The 15,390-nt window shown below is 66.2% G+C and carries 14 protein-coding genes; 6 read left to right on the top strand and 8 right to left on the bottom strand.

Annotated elements, in window-relative coordinates; genetic code table 11:
* Window positions 1-16: 16 nt before the first annotated feature.
* From U1739_RS18025 to U1739_RS18015, 3 genes are read right to left on the bottom strand one after another with little or no spacing between them, the layout of a single operon-like run.
* Complete coding sequence (locus U1739_RS18025; RefSeq protein ID WP_332709985.1) at window positions 17-1,303, bottom strand: peptide MFS transporter; 1,287 nt, start codon at window positions 1,301-1,303, stop codon at window positions 17-19.
* Window positions 1,300-2,313, bottom strand: coding sequence for a dipeptide epimerase (locus U1739_RS18020; protein WP_332709984.1), 1,014 nt, complete (start codon window positions 2,311-2,313; stop codon window positions 1,300-1,302). The genes U1739_RS18025 and U1739_RS18020 overlap by 4 nt, the downstream gene beginning before the upstream one ends.
* Entirely contained in the window at window positions 2,313-4,310 is a 1,998-nt protein-coding gene (locus U1739_RS18015) for a serine hydrolase domain-containing protein (RefSeq protein WP_332709983.1), read from the bottom strand. The genes U1739_RS18020 and U1739_RS18015 overlap by 1 nt, the downstream gene beginning before the upstream one ends.
* 100 nt (window positions 4,311-4,410) lie before the next feature.
* On the opposite strand from U1739_RS18015, the gene U1739_RS18010 reads away from it, so the two are divergent.
* The 6 genes from U1739_RS18010 (at window position 4,411) to U1739_RS17985 (ending at window position 8,030) form a co-directional block, all read left to right on the top strand.
* Window positions 4,411-5,127, top strand: coding sequence for a helix-turn-helix domain-containing protein (locus U1739_RS18010; RefSeq protein WP_332709982.1), 717 nt, complete (start codon window positions 4,411-4,413; stop codon window positions 5,125-5,127).
* Window positions 5,124-6,386, top strand: coding sequence for a dipeptidase (locus tag U1739_RS18005; RefSeq protein ID WP_332709981.1), 1,263 nt, complete (start codon window positions 5,124-5,126; stop codon window positions 6,384-6,386). Before U1739_RS18010 ends, U1739_RS18005 begins: the two co-directional genes overlap by 4 nt.
* A 62-nt stretch (window positions 6,387-6,448) precedes the next feature.
* On the top strand, window positions 6,449-6,961 hold the full coding sequence (locus U1739_RS18000; RefSeq protein WP_332709980.1) for a hypothetical protein: 513 nt from the start codon (window positions 6,449-6,451) through the stop codon (window positions 6,959-6,961).
* A gap of 222 nt (window positions 6,962-7,183) precedes the next feature.
* Window positions 7,184-7,621: a hypothetical protein gene (locus tag U1739_RS17995; protein ID WP_332709979.1), complete on the top strand. Its 438-nt coding sequence runs from the start codon at window positions 7,184-7,186 to the stop codon at window positions 7,619-7,621.
* Window positions 7,606-7,764, top strand: a complete 159-nt coding sequence (locus tag U1739_RS17990; protein WP_332709978.1) for a hypothetical protein — start codon at window positions 7,606-7,608, stop codon at window positions 7,762-7,764. The genes U1739_RS17995 and U1739_RS17990 overlap by 16 nt, the downstream gene beginning before the upstream one ends.
* Complete coding sequence (locus U1739_RS17985; protein ID WP_332709977.1) at window positions 7,758-8,030, top strand: amidohydrolase family protein; 273 nt, start codon at window positions 7,758-7,760, stop codon at window positions 8,028-8,030. Before U1739_RS17990 ends, U1739_RS17985 begins: the two co-directional genes overlap by 7 nt.
* Before the next feature lie 93 nt (window positions 8,031-8,123).
* Here U1739_RS17985 and U1739_RS17980 read toward each other — a convergent pair whose 3' ends face one another.
* From U1739_RS17980 to U1739_RS17960, 5 genes are read right to left on the bottom strand one after another with little or no spacing between them, the layout of a single operon-like run.
* On the bottom strand, window positions 8,124-10,082 hold the full coding sequence (locus tag U1739_RS17980; protein WP_332709976.1) for a serine hydrolase domain-containing protein: 1,959 nt from the start codon (window positions 10,080-10,082) through the stop codon (window positions 8,124-8,126).
* A gap of 20 nt (window positions 10,083-10,102) precedes the next feature.
* Complete coding sequence (locus U1739_RS17975; protein ID WP_332709975.1) at window positions 10,103-11,716, bottom strand: serine hydrolase; 1,614 nt, start codon at window positions 11,714-11,716, stop codon at window positions 10,103-10,105.
* 10 nt (window positions 11,717-11,726) lie between these two features.
* Entirely contained in the window at window positions 11,727-13,193 is a 1,467-nt protein-coding gene (locus tag U1739_RS17970; RefSeq protein WP_332709974.1) for a serine hydrolase domain-containing protein, read from the bottom strand.
* On the bottom strand, window positions 13,190-14,347 hold the full coding sequence (locus U1739_RS17965) for a YkvI family membrane protein (RefSeq protein WP_332709973.1): 1,158 nt from the start codon (window positions 14,345-14,347) through the stop codon (window positions 13,190-13,192). Before U1739_RS17965 ends, U1739_RS17970 begins: the two co-directional genes overlap by 4 nt.
* On the bottom strand, window positions 14,344-15,387 hold the full coding sequence (locus U1739_RS17960; protein ID WP_332709972.1) for an N-acetyltransferase DgcN family protein: 1,044 nt from the start codon (window positions 15,385-15,387) through the stop codon (window positions 14,344-14,346). Before U1739_RS17960 ends, U1739_RS17965 begins: the two co-directional genes overlap by 4 nt.
* Window positions 15,388-15,390: the final 3 nt, after the last annotated feature.

Raw genomic sequence — 15,390 nt, 5'->3', positions numbered from 1 at the left:
CCTGTTTAGAGAATAGTCAATCCAGTTTGTCCAAAGCGTGTCGTGCGGCAATCCTTCGTTCCGACGGATCGATCGCGCGCAACATCAGCGCGGCCACGCCGCCGATGCCGGCGAGCAGGAAGAAATAGCTCATATGGTCCATCCGGCTCCACAAGGTGCCGACGAAGCCAGCCGCAAGGCTTCCGGCGAAGGTCGCCAGGAACCATGCGGCCACGGTCGTCGCGCCAAGCCCCTTGGGCGCAAGGCGTGCGAACAGCCCGAGGCCGGTCGGCAGGATGTACAATTCACCAAACGTCAGGATCACGAAGAACGCCACCAGCCATAGCCAGTGCGCCGGCCCGCCGGCGAGTTCGAGCAGGCCGAGCAGCACGTAGGCGCCAGCCACGGCCAGGGCACCAAGCGCCATTTTGCGCGCCGGCCGTTCCAGCTTGCCGGTCGCGGCGCGGCGCCGCCACATTACCAGCAACGGCGGAGTCATGACCATCACCAGTAACGGATTGAGCGCCTGAAACCAGGTCACCGGGATCGCCCCGGCCGTAGTTCTGCGATCGACGCCGACATCCGCCCACAACGCGACAGTGTTGCCCACCTGTTCGTAAGCGCCGCGGAACACCGTGACGGACAGCGCGATCGCGCCGAGCAGCAGGACGATCTCGCGCGGGAAGCGTGCGCGCGGCGCCGCGCCGCGTTCCACCGCCGGATGCCGCGTCTGCGGCGGCAGGTAACGCTGCCCCCACAAATAGATGCCGAGGCCTAGCAGCATGCCGACACCCGCCGCGCCGAAGCCGTAATGCCAGCCGTACAATTCGCCGAGCGTCCCGCAGATCAGCGGCGCCAGAAACCCGCCGATGTTCACGCCGACATAATAGACGTTGTAAGCCCAGCCGACGCGCGGGTCGCCGGGTGCGTACAGATCGTCGATCTGGCTCGGCAGGCTCGGCAGGAACAGGCCATTGCCGATCGCGATGACGGCAAGCGCCGGGTAGAAGAGCGGCTCGAACGCCATCATGAAATGGCCCGTCGCCATGATCGATCCGCCGATCACGATCGCCCGTCGCTTACCGAGCCATCGGTCGGCGATCACGCCGCCGATGATCGGCGTGAAATAGGCGCAGGCGGTATAGGTGCCGTAGACGAGCGAGGCGGTTCCCTGCGCCATCATCAGCTGCTTGGTCATGTAATAGACTAACAGCGCGCGCATGCCGTAATAGGAGAACTGCTCCCACATGTTGGTCAGAAACAGAATGGTCAGCCCGCGCGGCTGACCGAACCAAGTGCGCTCGTCGGTCGACACTGTCGTCATCGCGAGACAGGGTCGCCGGCGCCCCATACCTCGGGCCCCGCGTACAACGTGCCGTCGGTGTAGGTGACGCTTGGTTGACTATCCTCTGCAAGGAAGGTCGGCCCATCAAGATCGACCAGGTCGGCGACTTGGCCGAGCACGAAGCCCGGCGCGGTGGCGAGACTCGTACCGATCATCGTGCCGACCATGACGCCCAGCCCCAGCCGCCGCGCCTCGGCCGCCATCAGCAGCCCTTCGGTAAGCCCGCCGCATTTATCAAGCTTGATGTTGACGACGTCGAACCGCCCGACCGCGCCGGGGACGTCGGCAAGCGTCAGCAGGCTTTCGTCACCCGCCAGCGGGATCGAGGAGTGGAAATCCTCCAGCTGGGCCTCGTCCCCGCGCGCCAGCGGTTGCTCGAGCAAGGCAATATCATACTCGGCAAGGCCCGCGACCAGCGCCTTGAGATCGCCACGCGCGAAGCCTTGATTGCCGTCGACTCCCAGCCACACGTCGGGCCGCGCCAGGCGGATCGCCGCGACCCGCGCCAGATCCAGCTCGAGTTCGCCGGTCAGCTTCACCTTGATCGATTTCGCCCCGACATAGCCGGTCGCGCGCGCTGCCATCGCTTGCGGGGTATCGGCGCTGACGGTGAAGGTGGTGACGATCGGCCGCGGCGCCTCGGCCAGGCCGGCGAGTTGCCACACCGGCCGGCCGGCGCGCGCCGCCTCCAGATCCCACAATGCCGCATCGACCGCGTTGCGCGCGCCACCCGCCGGCATGATGCCGCGCAATTCCTCACGTGTCGGGCCGGCCTCGATCGCCGCGCGCGCGGCGTCGACCTGCGACCGCATGTTGGCTAGGTCGTCGCCCAGATAATAGGCGCCCGCCCCCTCGCCCTGCCCGCGATGCTCGCCATCACCCAGCGTGACGACGAGCACCTCCGCGGTTTCAAACACATAGCCGGAGATGCGGAACGGCTGCGCCAACCGCAGGACGGCGGTGGTCACGTCGAGCGTAAGGCGAGCCATCAATAATTCCCCGTCATGGCGATCAGGCTGTATGCCCAGGCGACGAGCAGCACGACGAGCGTCGCCAGCAGCACCAGCGCGCTCCACACCCTGCGCGTCCAGCGGCGTCCATCGCGCCACGTTTCGCGCACATTCCAGGCCGCGATGCCGACCGCGCCGGCAAAGACGATCGCGCCGCCGATCTGCAGCAGCCACAAGAGCGCGCTCAGCCCCCCTGGCGACAGGCGGTCGGCGAACAGAAAGGTAAACGCCAGAACCCAGCCGCCAAGCACCAGCAGGACCAGCCCGGCCATGATCCGCGTCGCACGATAGGCCTTGAGCGCCGTGCCCGACACCGCGATCGGCGCGGCGAAGCGGCGGCGGACGAACCAGGCGACCGGCCAGTACAGCAAGGTCAGCAACAGCACCGCGAGACTCGCGTACAACGCGGGCATCAGCCAGCCGGCGGAACGCCAGCCGGGCACGCGGTCGAACGCCATGAACGGCGCGACCAGGTCGAAGCTCCAACGCACGGGCTTGCCATCCACCACCTGCGCGGCAACCCGATCGGTGCCGCCGCGTTCGCGCCAGACGAACGGCGCGATCTCGTCCCAATGCTTCACCGCCCCGCCCGGACCCTTCAACGACGCGATCGACAGGCCGCCCTTATCGTCGAGGCCGACCTCGACCTGCCCGACGAGGTTTAGCACGTTGACGAAGTTTGAAACCGACCGCCGGCTGACCTCCCAATGCCCTACCATCATCCGCGCATGTTCGGCCGCAACCGCAGGATCGATCCGTCCGTCGCGCGGGGCAATGTTCGGGTAGTAGCGGCTGGTGAAATCCTGAAACAACTGAGTGCGCAGCACGCCCACCGCGCCGTCGCGCCCGCGGCTGTTGAACGACACGTAGAAGCCGACGCGTTCCTTTTGGAACAAGTGCAATGAGGTGTGGAATTCGTTCGTATCGCCCAGATGGGCGATGATCTCACGGCCGTTATAGTTGGTCTCGAAGAAACCAAGTTCCATTCGGTTAAGCGGCGGAATCAGCGATTTAGGATCGACACGCGCAAACGGGCTGTTGTGCATCATCGCCGCGGTTTCCGGGCGCAGGATACCGCGACCATTGTCGAGATGCGCGATCATGAACCGCGCCATGTCAATCCCGGACGCGGACAGCGAGCCTGCCGGTGCCGGACCGACGATTTCGAAACCCTTGGCTGGCGCAGACGCCTGCGGATAGCCCGTCGCCATATCGGAACGCAGGTTTGCGGGCAGCGGCTGCCGGAAGGTTGCCGTCCGCATGCCCAACGGCGCAAAGATCCGGCGCTCGACATAGTCGTCGAATGGCATGCCCGAGGTCCGCTGGACGATGTACCCGGCCAGCGCCGTCGCCCAGTTCGAATAGGCCGCGGTCGTGCCCGCATCGAAGATCCGTGTCGGCGTCCACCGTTTGAGATACGCCTCCAGCGATATGTTGTGGTTCGCATCGTAGAAGATGATGTCTTTCGATGCCTCTTCGAAGCCCGTGGTGTGCGTCATGATCTGGCGCATCGTGATCGACTTGCCGCCGCGCGCCGGAATTTTGAAATCGATGTACCGATTGACGTCCACATCGAGATCTATCTTGCCGGCTTCGACCTGCTGCATCACCGCCGTCCAAGTCACCAGTTTCGAAACCGATCCCGGCCGGAACAGCGTGCGTGCCGGATCGACCGGGCGGCGCTTGGCGATGTCGGCATAGCCGTAACCGCGCGCGGCGATAACCTGCCCGTCCTTGACGACCGTGACGACCGCACCGGCAATGTCGCCGCTGTGCAGCGCATACGGCATGTAGCCGTCGAGCCACGCATCGACATCGGCGGCGGTCAGCGGATGCTGTCCAGCCGGTGCTGGCGCGGTGGACGACGACACTGCCGGCGTTGATGCCGTCGGAGCGGAGCGGAGCGAGGGTCCCTGCGCGGACGCGATGCTTCCGATCATCACGGCCATCATGGCCAGTCGTTTGGCGATGCGCATGACCTTCTCCTTCTTACCCGTTGCTGCATCCCACCGACCGCGATAAGATTGGCTTACGTGTCCATTCAGGACAACCTGATCCTGATCGGAGAGATCGTCAATGGCCAGCGAGAGGATTTCTGTGTCGACACCTCCACCTACACTGGGAGCCCTGCTCCGCGGGATGCGCTCCCGTAAAGGCTGGACGCTGAAGGAGATGAGTTCGAAGACCGGCATCCCGGTCTCGACGCTGTCCAAGATCGAGCATGACCGGCTGACGCTGACCTATGACAAGCTGCAGTCGCTCGGACAGCGGCTAGGCCTCCGCATGTCCGAGCTGTTCGCCGAATCCGAGGGGGAAGCCGCACAGTCGGTTACCGCGCGGCGCAGCCTGGGCGATATCGCGCAATCGGTGCGGATCGAGACGCCGAATTATGACTATTACTACTTATGCACCGAGCTTCGCCGCAAGCGGATGATCCCCGCTATTACGAAAATCCGCGCGCGGTCGGCCGAGGAGTTCGGCGAACTGGTGCATCATAGCGGTGAGGAATTCTTGTATGTCCTCAGCGGCAAGGTCGTGGTGCAGACCGAGTTTTACGATCCGGTGACGTTGGGGCCGGGGCAAGCGCTGTATATCGATTCGAGCATGGGCCACGCCTACCTGGCCGCCGAGGATTGCGAGGAGGCCGAGGTGCTCGCGGTCATGTCCAGCGACGAAGAGGAACTCATGGAATCATTGTTGACCCTACACGAGGAGCGGCGACAGAACGCGGTCGCGGTGAACGAGAACGAGGCGCCGCCCGCCGACGCGCGGCCCACGCGGAAACGTCGATGAGGCGGCCGTCGCGGTGGCTGATCGCCACGTTCCTGGCCATGGCAGCCTCGTCCCCGCTGGCGGCGCAGGATTATGCCGGCCGGGTCGCGCGCGTGCTGCGTGCGACGCCGTTGATCGATGGTCATAACGACTGGCCCGAGGCCCTGCGCGAGCGAGAGGGCGAAGCGCGCTGGACGACCGATCTGAACGACCTGTCGCGCCGCCCCGTGCGCTACAACACCGATATTGCGCGCCTGCGCAAGGGCATGGTCGGTGGGCAATTCTGGTCGGTGTGGGTGTCGTCGGCGTTGCCTGGCAAGGAGCAGGTCGAACAGACGCTGGAGCAGATCGATCTCGTCCGCTCGATCGCGGCGCGTTATCCGCAGACGTTCATGCTGGCACGAACCGCAGCCGACGTGCGCCGCGCGCATGCGTCGGGGCGGATCGCAAGCCTGATTGGGGTCGAGGGCGGCGGACAGATCGGCGACAATCTGTCGGTGTTGCGCAGCTATGCGGCGCTGGGCGCGGGATATCTCACGCTGACGCATTCGCGGACGATCGCCTGGGCGGATTCCGCCACCGACAACCCGGTGCATGGCGGCCTGACCGATTTCGGTCGCAAGGTCGTGCTGGAGCTAAACCGGCTCGGCATGCTCGTCGACCTCAGCCATGTCAGCGAAGCGACGATGCGCGACGCCTTGGCCGTGACGAAGGCGCCGGCGATCTTCTCCCATTCCAGCGCACGCGCGATCGACGATCATCCGCGCAACGTGTCGGATGCCGTGCTGAAGCTGGTGCATGCGAATGGCGGCGTGGTGATGGTCAATTACGCACCGGCCTATGTCTCCAACGCCTATCGGCGCTGGTCGGCCGATTCCGCGGCACAGAAGACCCGGCTGAATTCACCACCGTTCGACGGGCTGGACATCGGCCAGCCGGAAAAGGCGGCGGCCGATTATGCCGGATGGCTGAGGGCCAACCCCGCCCCGACAGTGACGCTGTCGCAAGTCGCCGACCATATCGAGCACATCGCGCGCGTCGCCGGCGTCGACAATGTCGGGCTGGGGTCAGATTTTGACGGCGTTGGTGAAGCGCTGCCGAGCGGCCTCACCGACGTTGCGACGTACCCGGCTCTTCTCGCCGAACTGATGCGACGCGGCTGGAGCGACGCCGACATCGCCAAGCTGGCGGGCGGCAACGTACTGCGCGTAATGGAGGCCACGGAACGCGTCGCCGCAAATCTCCATTCAGGAACAAGGAAGGCGAAGCGTCCCGAATAGGTTTGTAATTTTCAGCTGAGCTAAGCACCCTCGCCGCTATCATCGGTGGCAGGGGATGGCACATGAAGAGCTACTGGATCGGCGCCGCCGCGCTCGTGCTGACCGGCGTGGCGGCAGCACAGGATCGACCGGCATATGACATCGTGATCCATGGCGGGCGGGTCCTGGATGGCGCCGGCAGTCCGTGGGTACGCGCCGACATTGCGGTGCAGGACGCCCGGATCGTCCTGGTCGGCACAGTCGAAGGCCGCGGCCGTGAAGAGATCGACGCGACCGGCCGCTACATAGCGCCCGGCTTCATCGACATGCTCGATCATTCGCAGAACACGCTGCTGAAGGACGGGTCTGCGGCAAGCAAGTTGTGCTTGGGCGTGACCACGCTGATGGCCGGCGAAGCGGGCACCGCGGTTCCGGCGGGTGAGCTCGCCGGCTACTTCACGACATTGTCGACCAGCGGCATCGCAGTCAATTTCGGCACCACGTACGGAGCTGTGCAAGCGCGGGTGAAGCGCAGCTGCAGGCGATGGAGGCCGAGGTTCGCACTGCGATGCAGGCCGGCGCGTTCGGCGTGTTGAGCGCGCTGATCTATTCGCCCGCCACGTTCCAGTCGACCGCCGACCTTACCCGGCTGGCTACGACCGCGGGCAAGTGCGGCGGGCTCTATGCGATGCACATGCGCGACGAGAGCGACAAGTTGCTGACCGCGATCGACGAGGCCGTCGCGATCGGTGAGAAGAGCGGCGCGGGTCGACATCTTCCACGTCAAGGCCGCCTATGCGCCGCTGTGGGGCAAGCTGATGCCGCAGGCGCTCGCCAGGATCGAGGCGGCGCGTGCGCGCGGCGTGGACGTCGCGGCCAACATCTATCCCTATACCGCCGGTGGGACCGGCCTGGACGCCACGGTGCCGACGCATGTCTTCGCGCAAGGGCGCGATGCGGCGCATGCCGCGCTCCGCGACCCGGCGGTCCGCGCGCAGCTCAAGAAGGAACTCAAGGCCGAGCCGCAGGCCAACTGGTCGAACCTCGTCAATGCATCGGGCGGATGGAAGAACGTGGTGCTATCGAGCGCCCACAACCCCGAATACAAGAAGTTCGAGGGCAAGAATTTCGTCGAGATCGGCGCGGCGCTGACGCGCGATCCCGCCGACGCCGCGTGGGACATCTGGCTGGCCGCGTTGCCCAAGCGCGCGGGTGCGCTCTATTTCATGACGAACGCGACGTGTCGCTGGCGATGAAGAAGCCTTGGGTCAGCGTCGGCACCGATGCCTCGGTGTCGGACAGCACCGTGCCGCCCGAGGCACTCGGCAGGGGGCATCCGCGCGCCTACGGAACGTTTCCGCGGATCATCGCTGATATATCAATGCGCGCGGCGTGCTGACGCTGGAAGACGCGGTGCGCAAGATGACGTCGCTGCCCGCCGGGCGCCTGGGCCTGACCTATCGCGGCGTGCTGCGCGAGGGACTGCGCGCCGACATCGTGGTATTCGATGCCGCCCGGATCCGCGACCGGTCGACCTATGACGCGCCGACCGCGGCGCCCGAGGGCATCGGCGAGGTGATCGTCAACGGCGTGGTGGCACTGCGCAGCGGCCAGCCGACGGGGTCACGCAGCGGGATGGTGTTGCGCCACCGCTGCACGATGTGAACCGGCGCGCTCCCCGGCAGGCGGGAGCGTAAAGCCACCCGGCCCTTCGCTCTCCAGCGCTGGGCTCCCGCCTGCGCGGGAGTACCGCTAAGCTTACCCGCCGACCTCGGTGTAGAGGTACTCGTGCTGGCTATCGCGGATCGACAGGGTGCGCTTGCCGTCGGCGGTGCCGACCAGCGCGTCGACGCCGATCGATCCCGGCGCGACCGTGACCAGAGATACCGTGCCGTCCGCATTCTTGCGCGTCGCGGCCGGCCCTTCGATGAAGCCGGCGTTTACCCACTTCACGCCGGCGCGGTCGCTGATCTTGATGTTCAGCCCATCCGGCGAACGATAGGCCGAGGCGAGGCTCGACAGCACCGCCGGATCGCCCGGCACGGTCAGCTTGGCACGTCGCGCCGTGACACTGGCCTTCAGGCGCGCCGCCGCGGGGGCGATCGCCTGCACCGCCTCGGGCTTGCCGTCATAGACCACTTCCAGCAAGCGGCGCAGGAACGGCGTGAACATCGCCGGGCCGGTGTCCGAATTGGTCAGGATGACCGCGCCGATGCCCGATTCGGGCAGCGCGTAGAAGGTGCTGTGATAGCCCTGCAGCGTGCCGCCGTGCGTGACGACGTTCACGCCGTAATCTGTGCGATCCATCAGCCCCATGCCATACCACGCATCCTCACCCAGCGGCACATTGTGCTTGCGGCGTTCGAGGATGTTGGCCTCGCTGACTATCCGCTTGCCCTCGAAATCGACGCCCTTCGAGAGTTCGAGCTGCACGTACTGCGTCATGTCCGCCGCGCTCGACCAGGCGCCGCCGGCCGGGCGGTGCGGCGTGATCAGGTGGTTGAAGCTGTTCGACATCAGCGTCATCTGCCCGCCGAGGTTGTAGCTGTGCGGTTTCGCCCAATCGCCGCTCTCGCCGACCTTCAGGTCGAACGTCGTGTCGCGCATGGAAAGGGGCGTGAAGATGCGGGACTGCATGGCACGATCGAATGCCGCGCCCAATTCCATGTTCGGATAGGCGAGATGACCGCCGACATAGCCGGCCGCAGATGCCATCAGATTGTTGTACTGGAACAATTCGCCAAACTTGCTGGTCGGCTGGGTCACCGCCAGTTGCTTGAACGTGTCGGATGCCGGCGCGCCGCCATCGGCCAGAATGAACGCGAAGTCCTTGCGCGGCAGCCCGGTGCAGGCGCAGACCAGATGCCGCACCTCCACCGACCGCGTGACCTCGTCGCTGCCCAGGCGGAAATCGGGATAAAGCTCGGTGACCTTCTGGTCCCAGCGCAATTTGCCCTCGTCGGCGAGCACCGACAGCAGCAACGTGGCCATGCCCTTTGTGTTCGAGGCGATCATGAATTTGGTGTGCGCCGTCACCGGCTCGGGCGAGCCGAGCGCGCGCACGCCGATGCCGCCCTGCCACACGACCTTGCCGCCATCGATCAGCGCCAGACCAACGCCGGGGACCTCCAGCGTCTTTGCCGATGCCGTGACGAAATCGCGCAGCAACTGGATACGGTCGGGGGTCAGGCGGTGCGCGGTCTTGCCGGCGAAGCTTTCGCGCTGATACCCCGCCGGGCGCAGGCCGCTGACGATCGCGCCGGTCGCCGCCGAGCGCTTGTTGGCGACCGCTTCCGATCCGTCGACGATGGCCACCGTCCAGGCGGTGCCCTTGCGCAGCGCCAGCACCGATACCGACGCCCGTTCATTGGGCGACGTATCATAGGCAATGCTCACGCGCTCGTCCCAGCCATCGTCGGGGGCGGCAGGGGTCACCAGGCGCACGGTGCGATTGGCTTGCGGGGCGAATGCAGTCCAACCCGCGGCGGCGGCGGCGGCGGCGTCGGCCGCGGTCCCGACCTCGACGACGGCGATCTTCAGCGTGCTTTCGGGTGCCGTGAAGATCGTCGCATTGCCCACGACCGTCCGCGTCCAGTCACGGGGCTGAACATAGGCGATGCCACTGGCGGTCTTGCCCGGCGTGTCCGACGTGGCGGCGGTCTGCGCCATGGCGGGCAGCGGAAGGGCCATAAGGGCGAGTGCGAAAGCGAGCTTCATGATGGCGTCTCCGTGGATAATTATTGTGCCGCGCTCACCGGGGTGAACAGCAGATCCTGATAGTCCCAGCTGAAATCGGCAACCGGCGATACGGGGCGCATGGTGACGCGGTCGATCTTGCCCGCGGGATCGAGCGCGAACGTGACGTAAGCGGGCTCGAAGCTCTTGTCGTCCCACCGCGTGCGGAAGCTGTCATACTGCCAGTGTTCGAGCGTGCCGGTAAGGCCGGGCGACTGCTTGAAGTCGATGAGCAGCCGCTCCCCGTCCGCGCGGATCGAGATCGGGCCGTACCACGGGTCGGCATAGTCGCCGGCATAGCGCGCAAGTGGCAGCGAGGGGCCGACCGCCGTAGGCTTTGCTTCGGCACCCGACACGGCGGCCTGCGCGCGCTGTTGCCGCGCGCGCTTGAACGCACGCCAATCGCTCACCCAATCCTGCGTGGGCTGCCCAAGATAATGGTCGAGCAATTCGTACATCAGCCCGCGGACGAGCTCGCCATCTTCCGAATTGATCAACATGGTAAAGCCGATGTTCTTTTCAGGGATCAGTACCACCGTCGCCTGGAAGCCGAACACCGCGCCGTCATGCCAGACGATCTTCGCGCCCTTATAGTCGCGCACCGACCAGCCGAGCGCATAGGCGCTGAACATCGGCTGCGCGGAAGTGAGCGACGGCGGCATCGGCCCGGACGGCGTCAGCACGACCGGCGTCCACATCTCTGCGGCCTGACGCTCGCTGAACAGCTGGCGGCCCTCGGGTAGCTTGCCGTGCGCTAGCTGGATTGTCATCCAGCGCGCCATGTCACGCGCGCTGACCGCCATTCCGCCGGCGGGCGCGGCGGTGCGCCCCAGTTCCTTGCGCTCGTCGAGCATCTCTTGCTCGCCGACGCCGCGGAACGGTCCGCTGATGCGCGCGTGCGGAAAGGCACGATCGCGTGTGGCAAAGCGTTTTTCATCGGACGTTGCGGTCTTCATGCCACCGGCGCGCAGCACGTGCTGCTCGACGAACGTTTCCCAGGTCTGGCCGGACACTTCCTCGATTAGCTGGCCGGCGACCATGTAGAGGACGTTGTCGTAGGCATAGCCGCTGCGAAAACTCGTCGCCGGCTTGATGAAGCGTAGCCGCCGCACCGCTTCGCGCCGGGTTAGGTTGGTGCTCGGCACGAACAGCAGGTCGCCCGCCCCCAGACCCAGCCCGCTGCGATGCACCAGCAGGTCGCGGATCGTCATCTCGCGCGTGACATAGGGATCGTACATCTGGAATCCCGGAAGACGATCGATCACCTTGTCGTCCCAGCCGATCTTGCCCTGGTCGACCAGCACCGCCAGCGCGGCGGAGGTGAACGCCTTGCCGGTCGATCCATTGGGGAAGATCGTGTCGGGGGTCACCGCATCGCGCCCCCCGATGCGCCGCATGCCATAGCCCTTGGCGAGCGTCGTGCGGCCATTCTCGACGATCGCGATCGCCATGCCGGGTATGCCGACCGACTTGCGCAGTTCCTCGACCCGCGCATCGAAGCCGGCGGGCGGATCAGCAAGCGCCACACCAGGCGCCAGCACGAGCAGCAGGGCGAGGATCGCGCCGCCGAAACTCCGAGGGCGGGGACGCAGACTGGAGCTCAGGCCGATCGGCATCGCGCGTCCTTCAGGGTTTGACAAAGTGATAGGTGACGTGCGGCTGCGATGAGAAGGACAGGCGCGGATCACGATCGTCGCCGTAGAAGCGCAACTGCTCATAGGGTCCGCCGGCACGGGCGCCGGTGACCTGCTCGTACGTGTCGGCGCCGATCCGCTGCCAATAGGAGGTGCGCCCGCTAAGCTCGAGCTTCAGTGCGCCCGTACCCGCGACCGACACCTTCAGGTCGCGCTCGGGACTGGGGGGCTTGTCATAGTCGCGACGATTGGTGCGATAGCTGCCGATGCGCGGAGACGGCCCTGCCACGCGCACCGCCGGCTGGCGTGGGAACATCCGGCCGATGATCGCCTCGGTCAGTTCGGTCCGCGCGCCGTAGCTGCCCTCGCCGCCGGTCATCGAGATGAAGAAGCCGAACCCCCGGTCGGGTGCGAGCACCAGATCGGAGTGGAAGTCGCGCGTGTTGCCGCCGTGGCCGACGAGCCGCGGTGCCAGGCCACGCACCATGAATCCGTGCGCCATGCCTTCCATTCCGGGCACGTTGGCGAAGCTGTCCGACATCAGCATCCGCACCGACGCCGGCTTGAGGATGCGCGCGCCACCCAACTGCCCGCCGCCGAGCATCGCCATCATGAAGCGCGACATGTCGGCGCCCGGCGCCGATACCGATCCGGCCGGGGCGATATTGCCGACATATTCGATGCCGTTGGCAACGAAGCGGCCGTTCTCTAGCTTGTAGCCGAGTGCCGAGCGCAGCCGCATCGGCGCGTCGAAGGTCTCGAGGAACGTAGTCGAACTCATGCCCAGCGGGCGGAAGATATGACGCTCGGTATAGGTCGCGAACGGCTCGCCGGACACGCGCTCGACGATATAGCCGGCCAGCGCCGCCCCCCAGTTCGAATAGGACGTCTCAGTACCCGGTGCCCACACCCGGCGGGGGATGTGGGTCGCGATCCACTTGCCAAACGGCTCAACCTTTGCCGGATCGGGGATGATGATGCCGCCGACGTCGCTCATGCCCTCGGTGTGCTGGAACAGGTCGCGGACGGTGATCGGTTTCCCCTCGAACGCCGGCACTTTGAAATCGATGTACTGGTTGACGTCGGCATCCATACTGACGTTGCCGCGCTCGATCTGCTGCATCAGCGCGACCCAGGTGAACAGCTTCGACACCGATCCGGGCCGGAACAAGGTGGTGGCGGGATCGACCGGGATGGCGCGATCGACATCGGCATAGCCGTAGCCGCGCGACATGATCACGCGCCCATTCTGCACGACAGTGACGACTGCGCCGGCGACTTCACGCGTGGCGATCTGCTGCGCCATCACGCCATCAATGAACGCGGGCAAGGTGGTGATCGCCGCCAGCGCGGCGGTGCTTGCCCGGGCGCTGGTCTGCGCCGTGACCGGCATGGCACTCGATGCCAGCAGGGCGAGCGACAACGGCATGGCGATGCCGCGCCTGCGGAGCAGGATCATTCGACGATCCCCAAGGGATGCGCAGGCTTCGGAATGGGGCTGAGGCCACGGATCAGCCGCGGCAGGCCGATCACGATCAGCGGGACGACGTAGACCGCAAGGATGACGTAGGCGAGGAAGCGGTATCCGCTGCCGATCAGCGCAACCAGGCCGAAGCGTCCGGCGACGAAGATGCAGCCGACGAGCAACGTCGCGGCAAGCATCGCCCGCTGCGGGTGGCTCAATCCAGTACCCCGCCGGACGCGCAACACGGTATCGACGCGCTCGTTGATTGCGTGCACCGCGCCGCAGCCGCTTTCCAGCAGTGCGGCAAAGATCATCAGCTGGAACAGGTAGTGGAAGGCGGGGATCTGCAATTGCCGCAGAAGGAAATCGGAGGGCAACGTCTCGGCGGCGATGCCGGGATAAAAGGCGATCATCGCGACGAAGAACAGCAGTGCCGGGATCATCGCCAGCGGGCCGGCGATCAGGCCGGCGGTCACCGCCTCGCGCTGGCTGGTAAGGTGGCGGATCACCGGCAGGATGACGACCGCCCCAACGATGTTGTAGCTCGCATAGGTCAGCCCGCCGAGCGCCCAGCCGCCGCTCGGCGCAGGTACGGCGAAATTGGCTGCGATCCGATCACCGAAGCCCGACAGTGCGAGCACGATGAATAGCGCGTAGACGCCGTAGAGCAGGAACGAGACCCATTTGAACAGTCGCTCGACCGAGCTGTTGCCGAACGTCGCGAAGCCGGCAATCGCGACCGCCAGCGCCAGCGTGCCGACGATCGGCGGCGCCCCCAGCGTCGCCGCGGCGATCGCGCCGGCGGCGGCACCGAACACCGACAGGATCAGGATGACGAACGCCATATAGGCGATCTCGAACACGAGCCAGAATGGGCCGAGCAGCGCCTTGAAGAAGCTGCGATAATCGTAAGCTTGCACCACGCGGGCAAAGGCGAAGGTCAGCGCGCACACCCCGCTCCAGATCAATGTCGCCAGGATCATGCCGGCCAGGCCGCCCCACGGCCCGCTCGGCAGAAAGAATTCGGCGAGCTCGCGGCCCGTCGCATACCCGCCGCCGATCACCACCGCCTTGAAGGCGAAGCCGGGCAACAAGTAGCGCTGGAACCAGCTCGACGTCGCGGCGACGGGCGGGGCGGCGGCGATCATGCGAGGCAGCTCGCGACCAGCTGGTCGAACGCAGGACCGCCACGGATCGGATCGGCGACCGGCAGCCCCAGGCGCTGTGCATCGGCGGCCATCGCCCGGTCCGCCTCATCCGGATCGTGCTGCGACGTGTTGTAGGCGATACCGGCGCAGCGGATCGCGGGATTGGTGCGCCGCCCGAGCAGCAGCGTCGCCTCGATCACCTCTTCGACCGCCGGCAGGTGATAACCCGGCGCGCCCAGCACGGCGACACGGCCGGGTTCGTGGCAGACGACGAACACGTCGGGCTGGCTCCCGTGCAGCAACCCAAGCGATACGCCGGCATAGGCCGGGTGAAACAGCGAGCCCTGCCCCTCGATCACGTCCCAATGCGCAGGGTCGGCGTCGGGCGACAGCGTCTCCGCAGCGCCCGCCTCGAAGTCCGCGATCACCGCATCCATCGGGATGCCGCCTCCGGCGATCATGATTCCGGTCTGGCCGGTGGCGCGGAAATCGGCATTGATGCCTCGATCAACGAACGCGCGGGCGAGTGCCAGCGCGGTGTATTTCTTGCCTAGCGCGCAATCCGTGCCGACCGTCAGCAACCTTTTACCCGCCCGCTTGCGCCCGGTGGCGATCGGCAGGGTCGCTGGCGGTACGCGCACGTCGATCAGCTGCCGCCCCAGTCGCGCCGCTTCGGCCGCGACGCCGGGAATGTCCCCAAGTCGCGCGTGCATACCGCTGATCAGGTCGAGCCCCGCGTTTAACGCCTCGATCAGAGATGCGCGCCAGTTCGGCGGGATCACGCCACCTTGGTTGGCGACGCCGATCAGCATGGAGCGCGCGCCCCGCGCCGCTGCCTGCGCCGGCGTCAACCGGACGAGCCCGGTTGTCACCGTAGCGCCGGGCAGGACATGTTCGCCGACGCACTGTTCAACCGCCCAGTCGCGCAGGCCGAAGGCGGTCTTGGCGAACCCGGGCTCGGTCACGTCGCCCAGAAACAACAAGTAGGGTTGAGGAAGGATCAAAGCGGCGGCGGTGGGGGGGGGGATCTGCGCATTCATCGT

The sequence above is a fragment of the Parasphingomonas puruogangriensis genome (assembly GCF_036663635.1).
Taxonomy (GTDB): Bacteria; Pseudomonadota; Alphaproteobacteria; order Sphingomonadales; family Sphingomonadaceae; genus Sphingomonas.
Note: the sequence above shows the minus strand (reverse complement) of the source record. Positions and strands in the feature narration are given on the sequence as shown.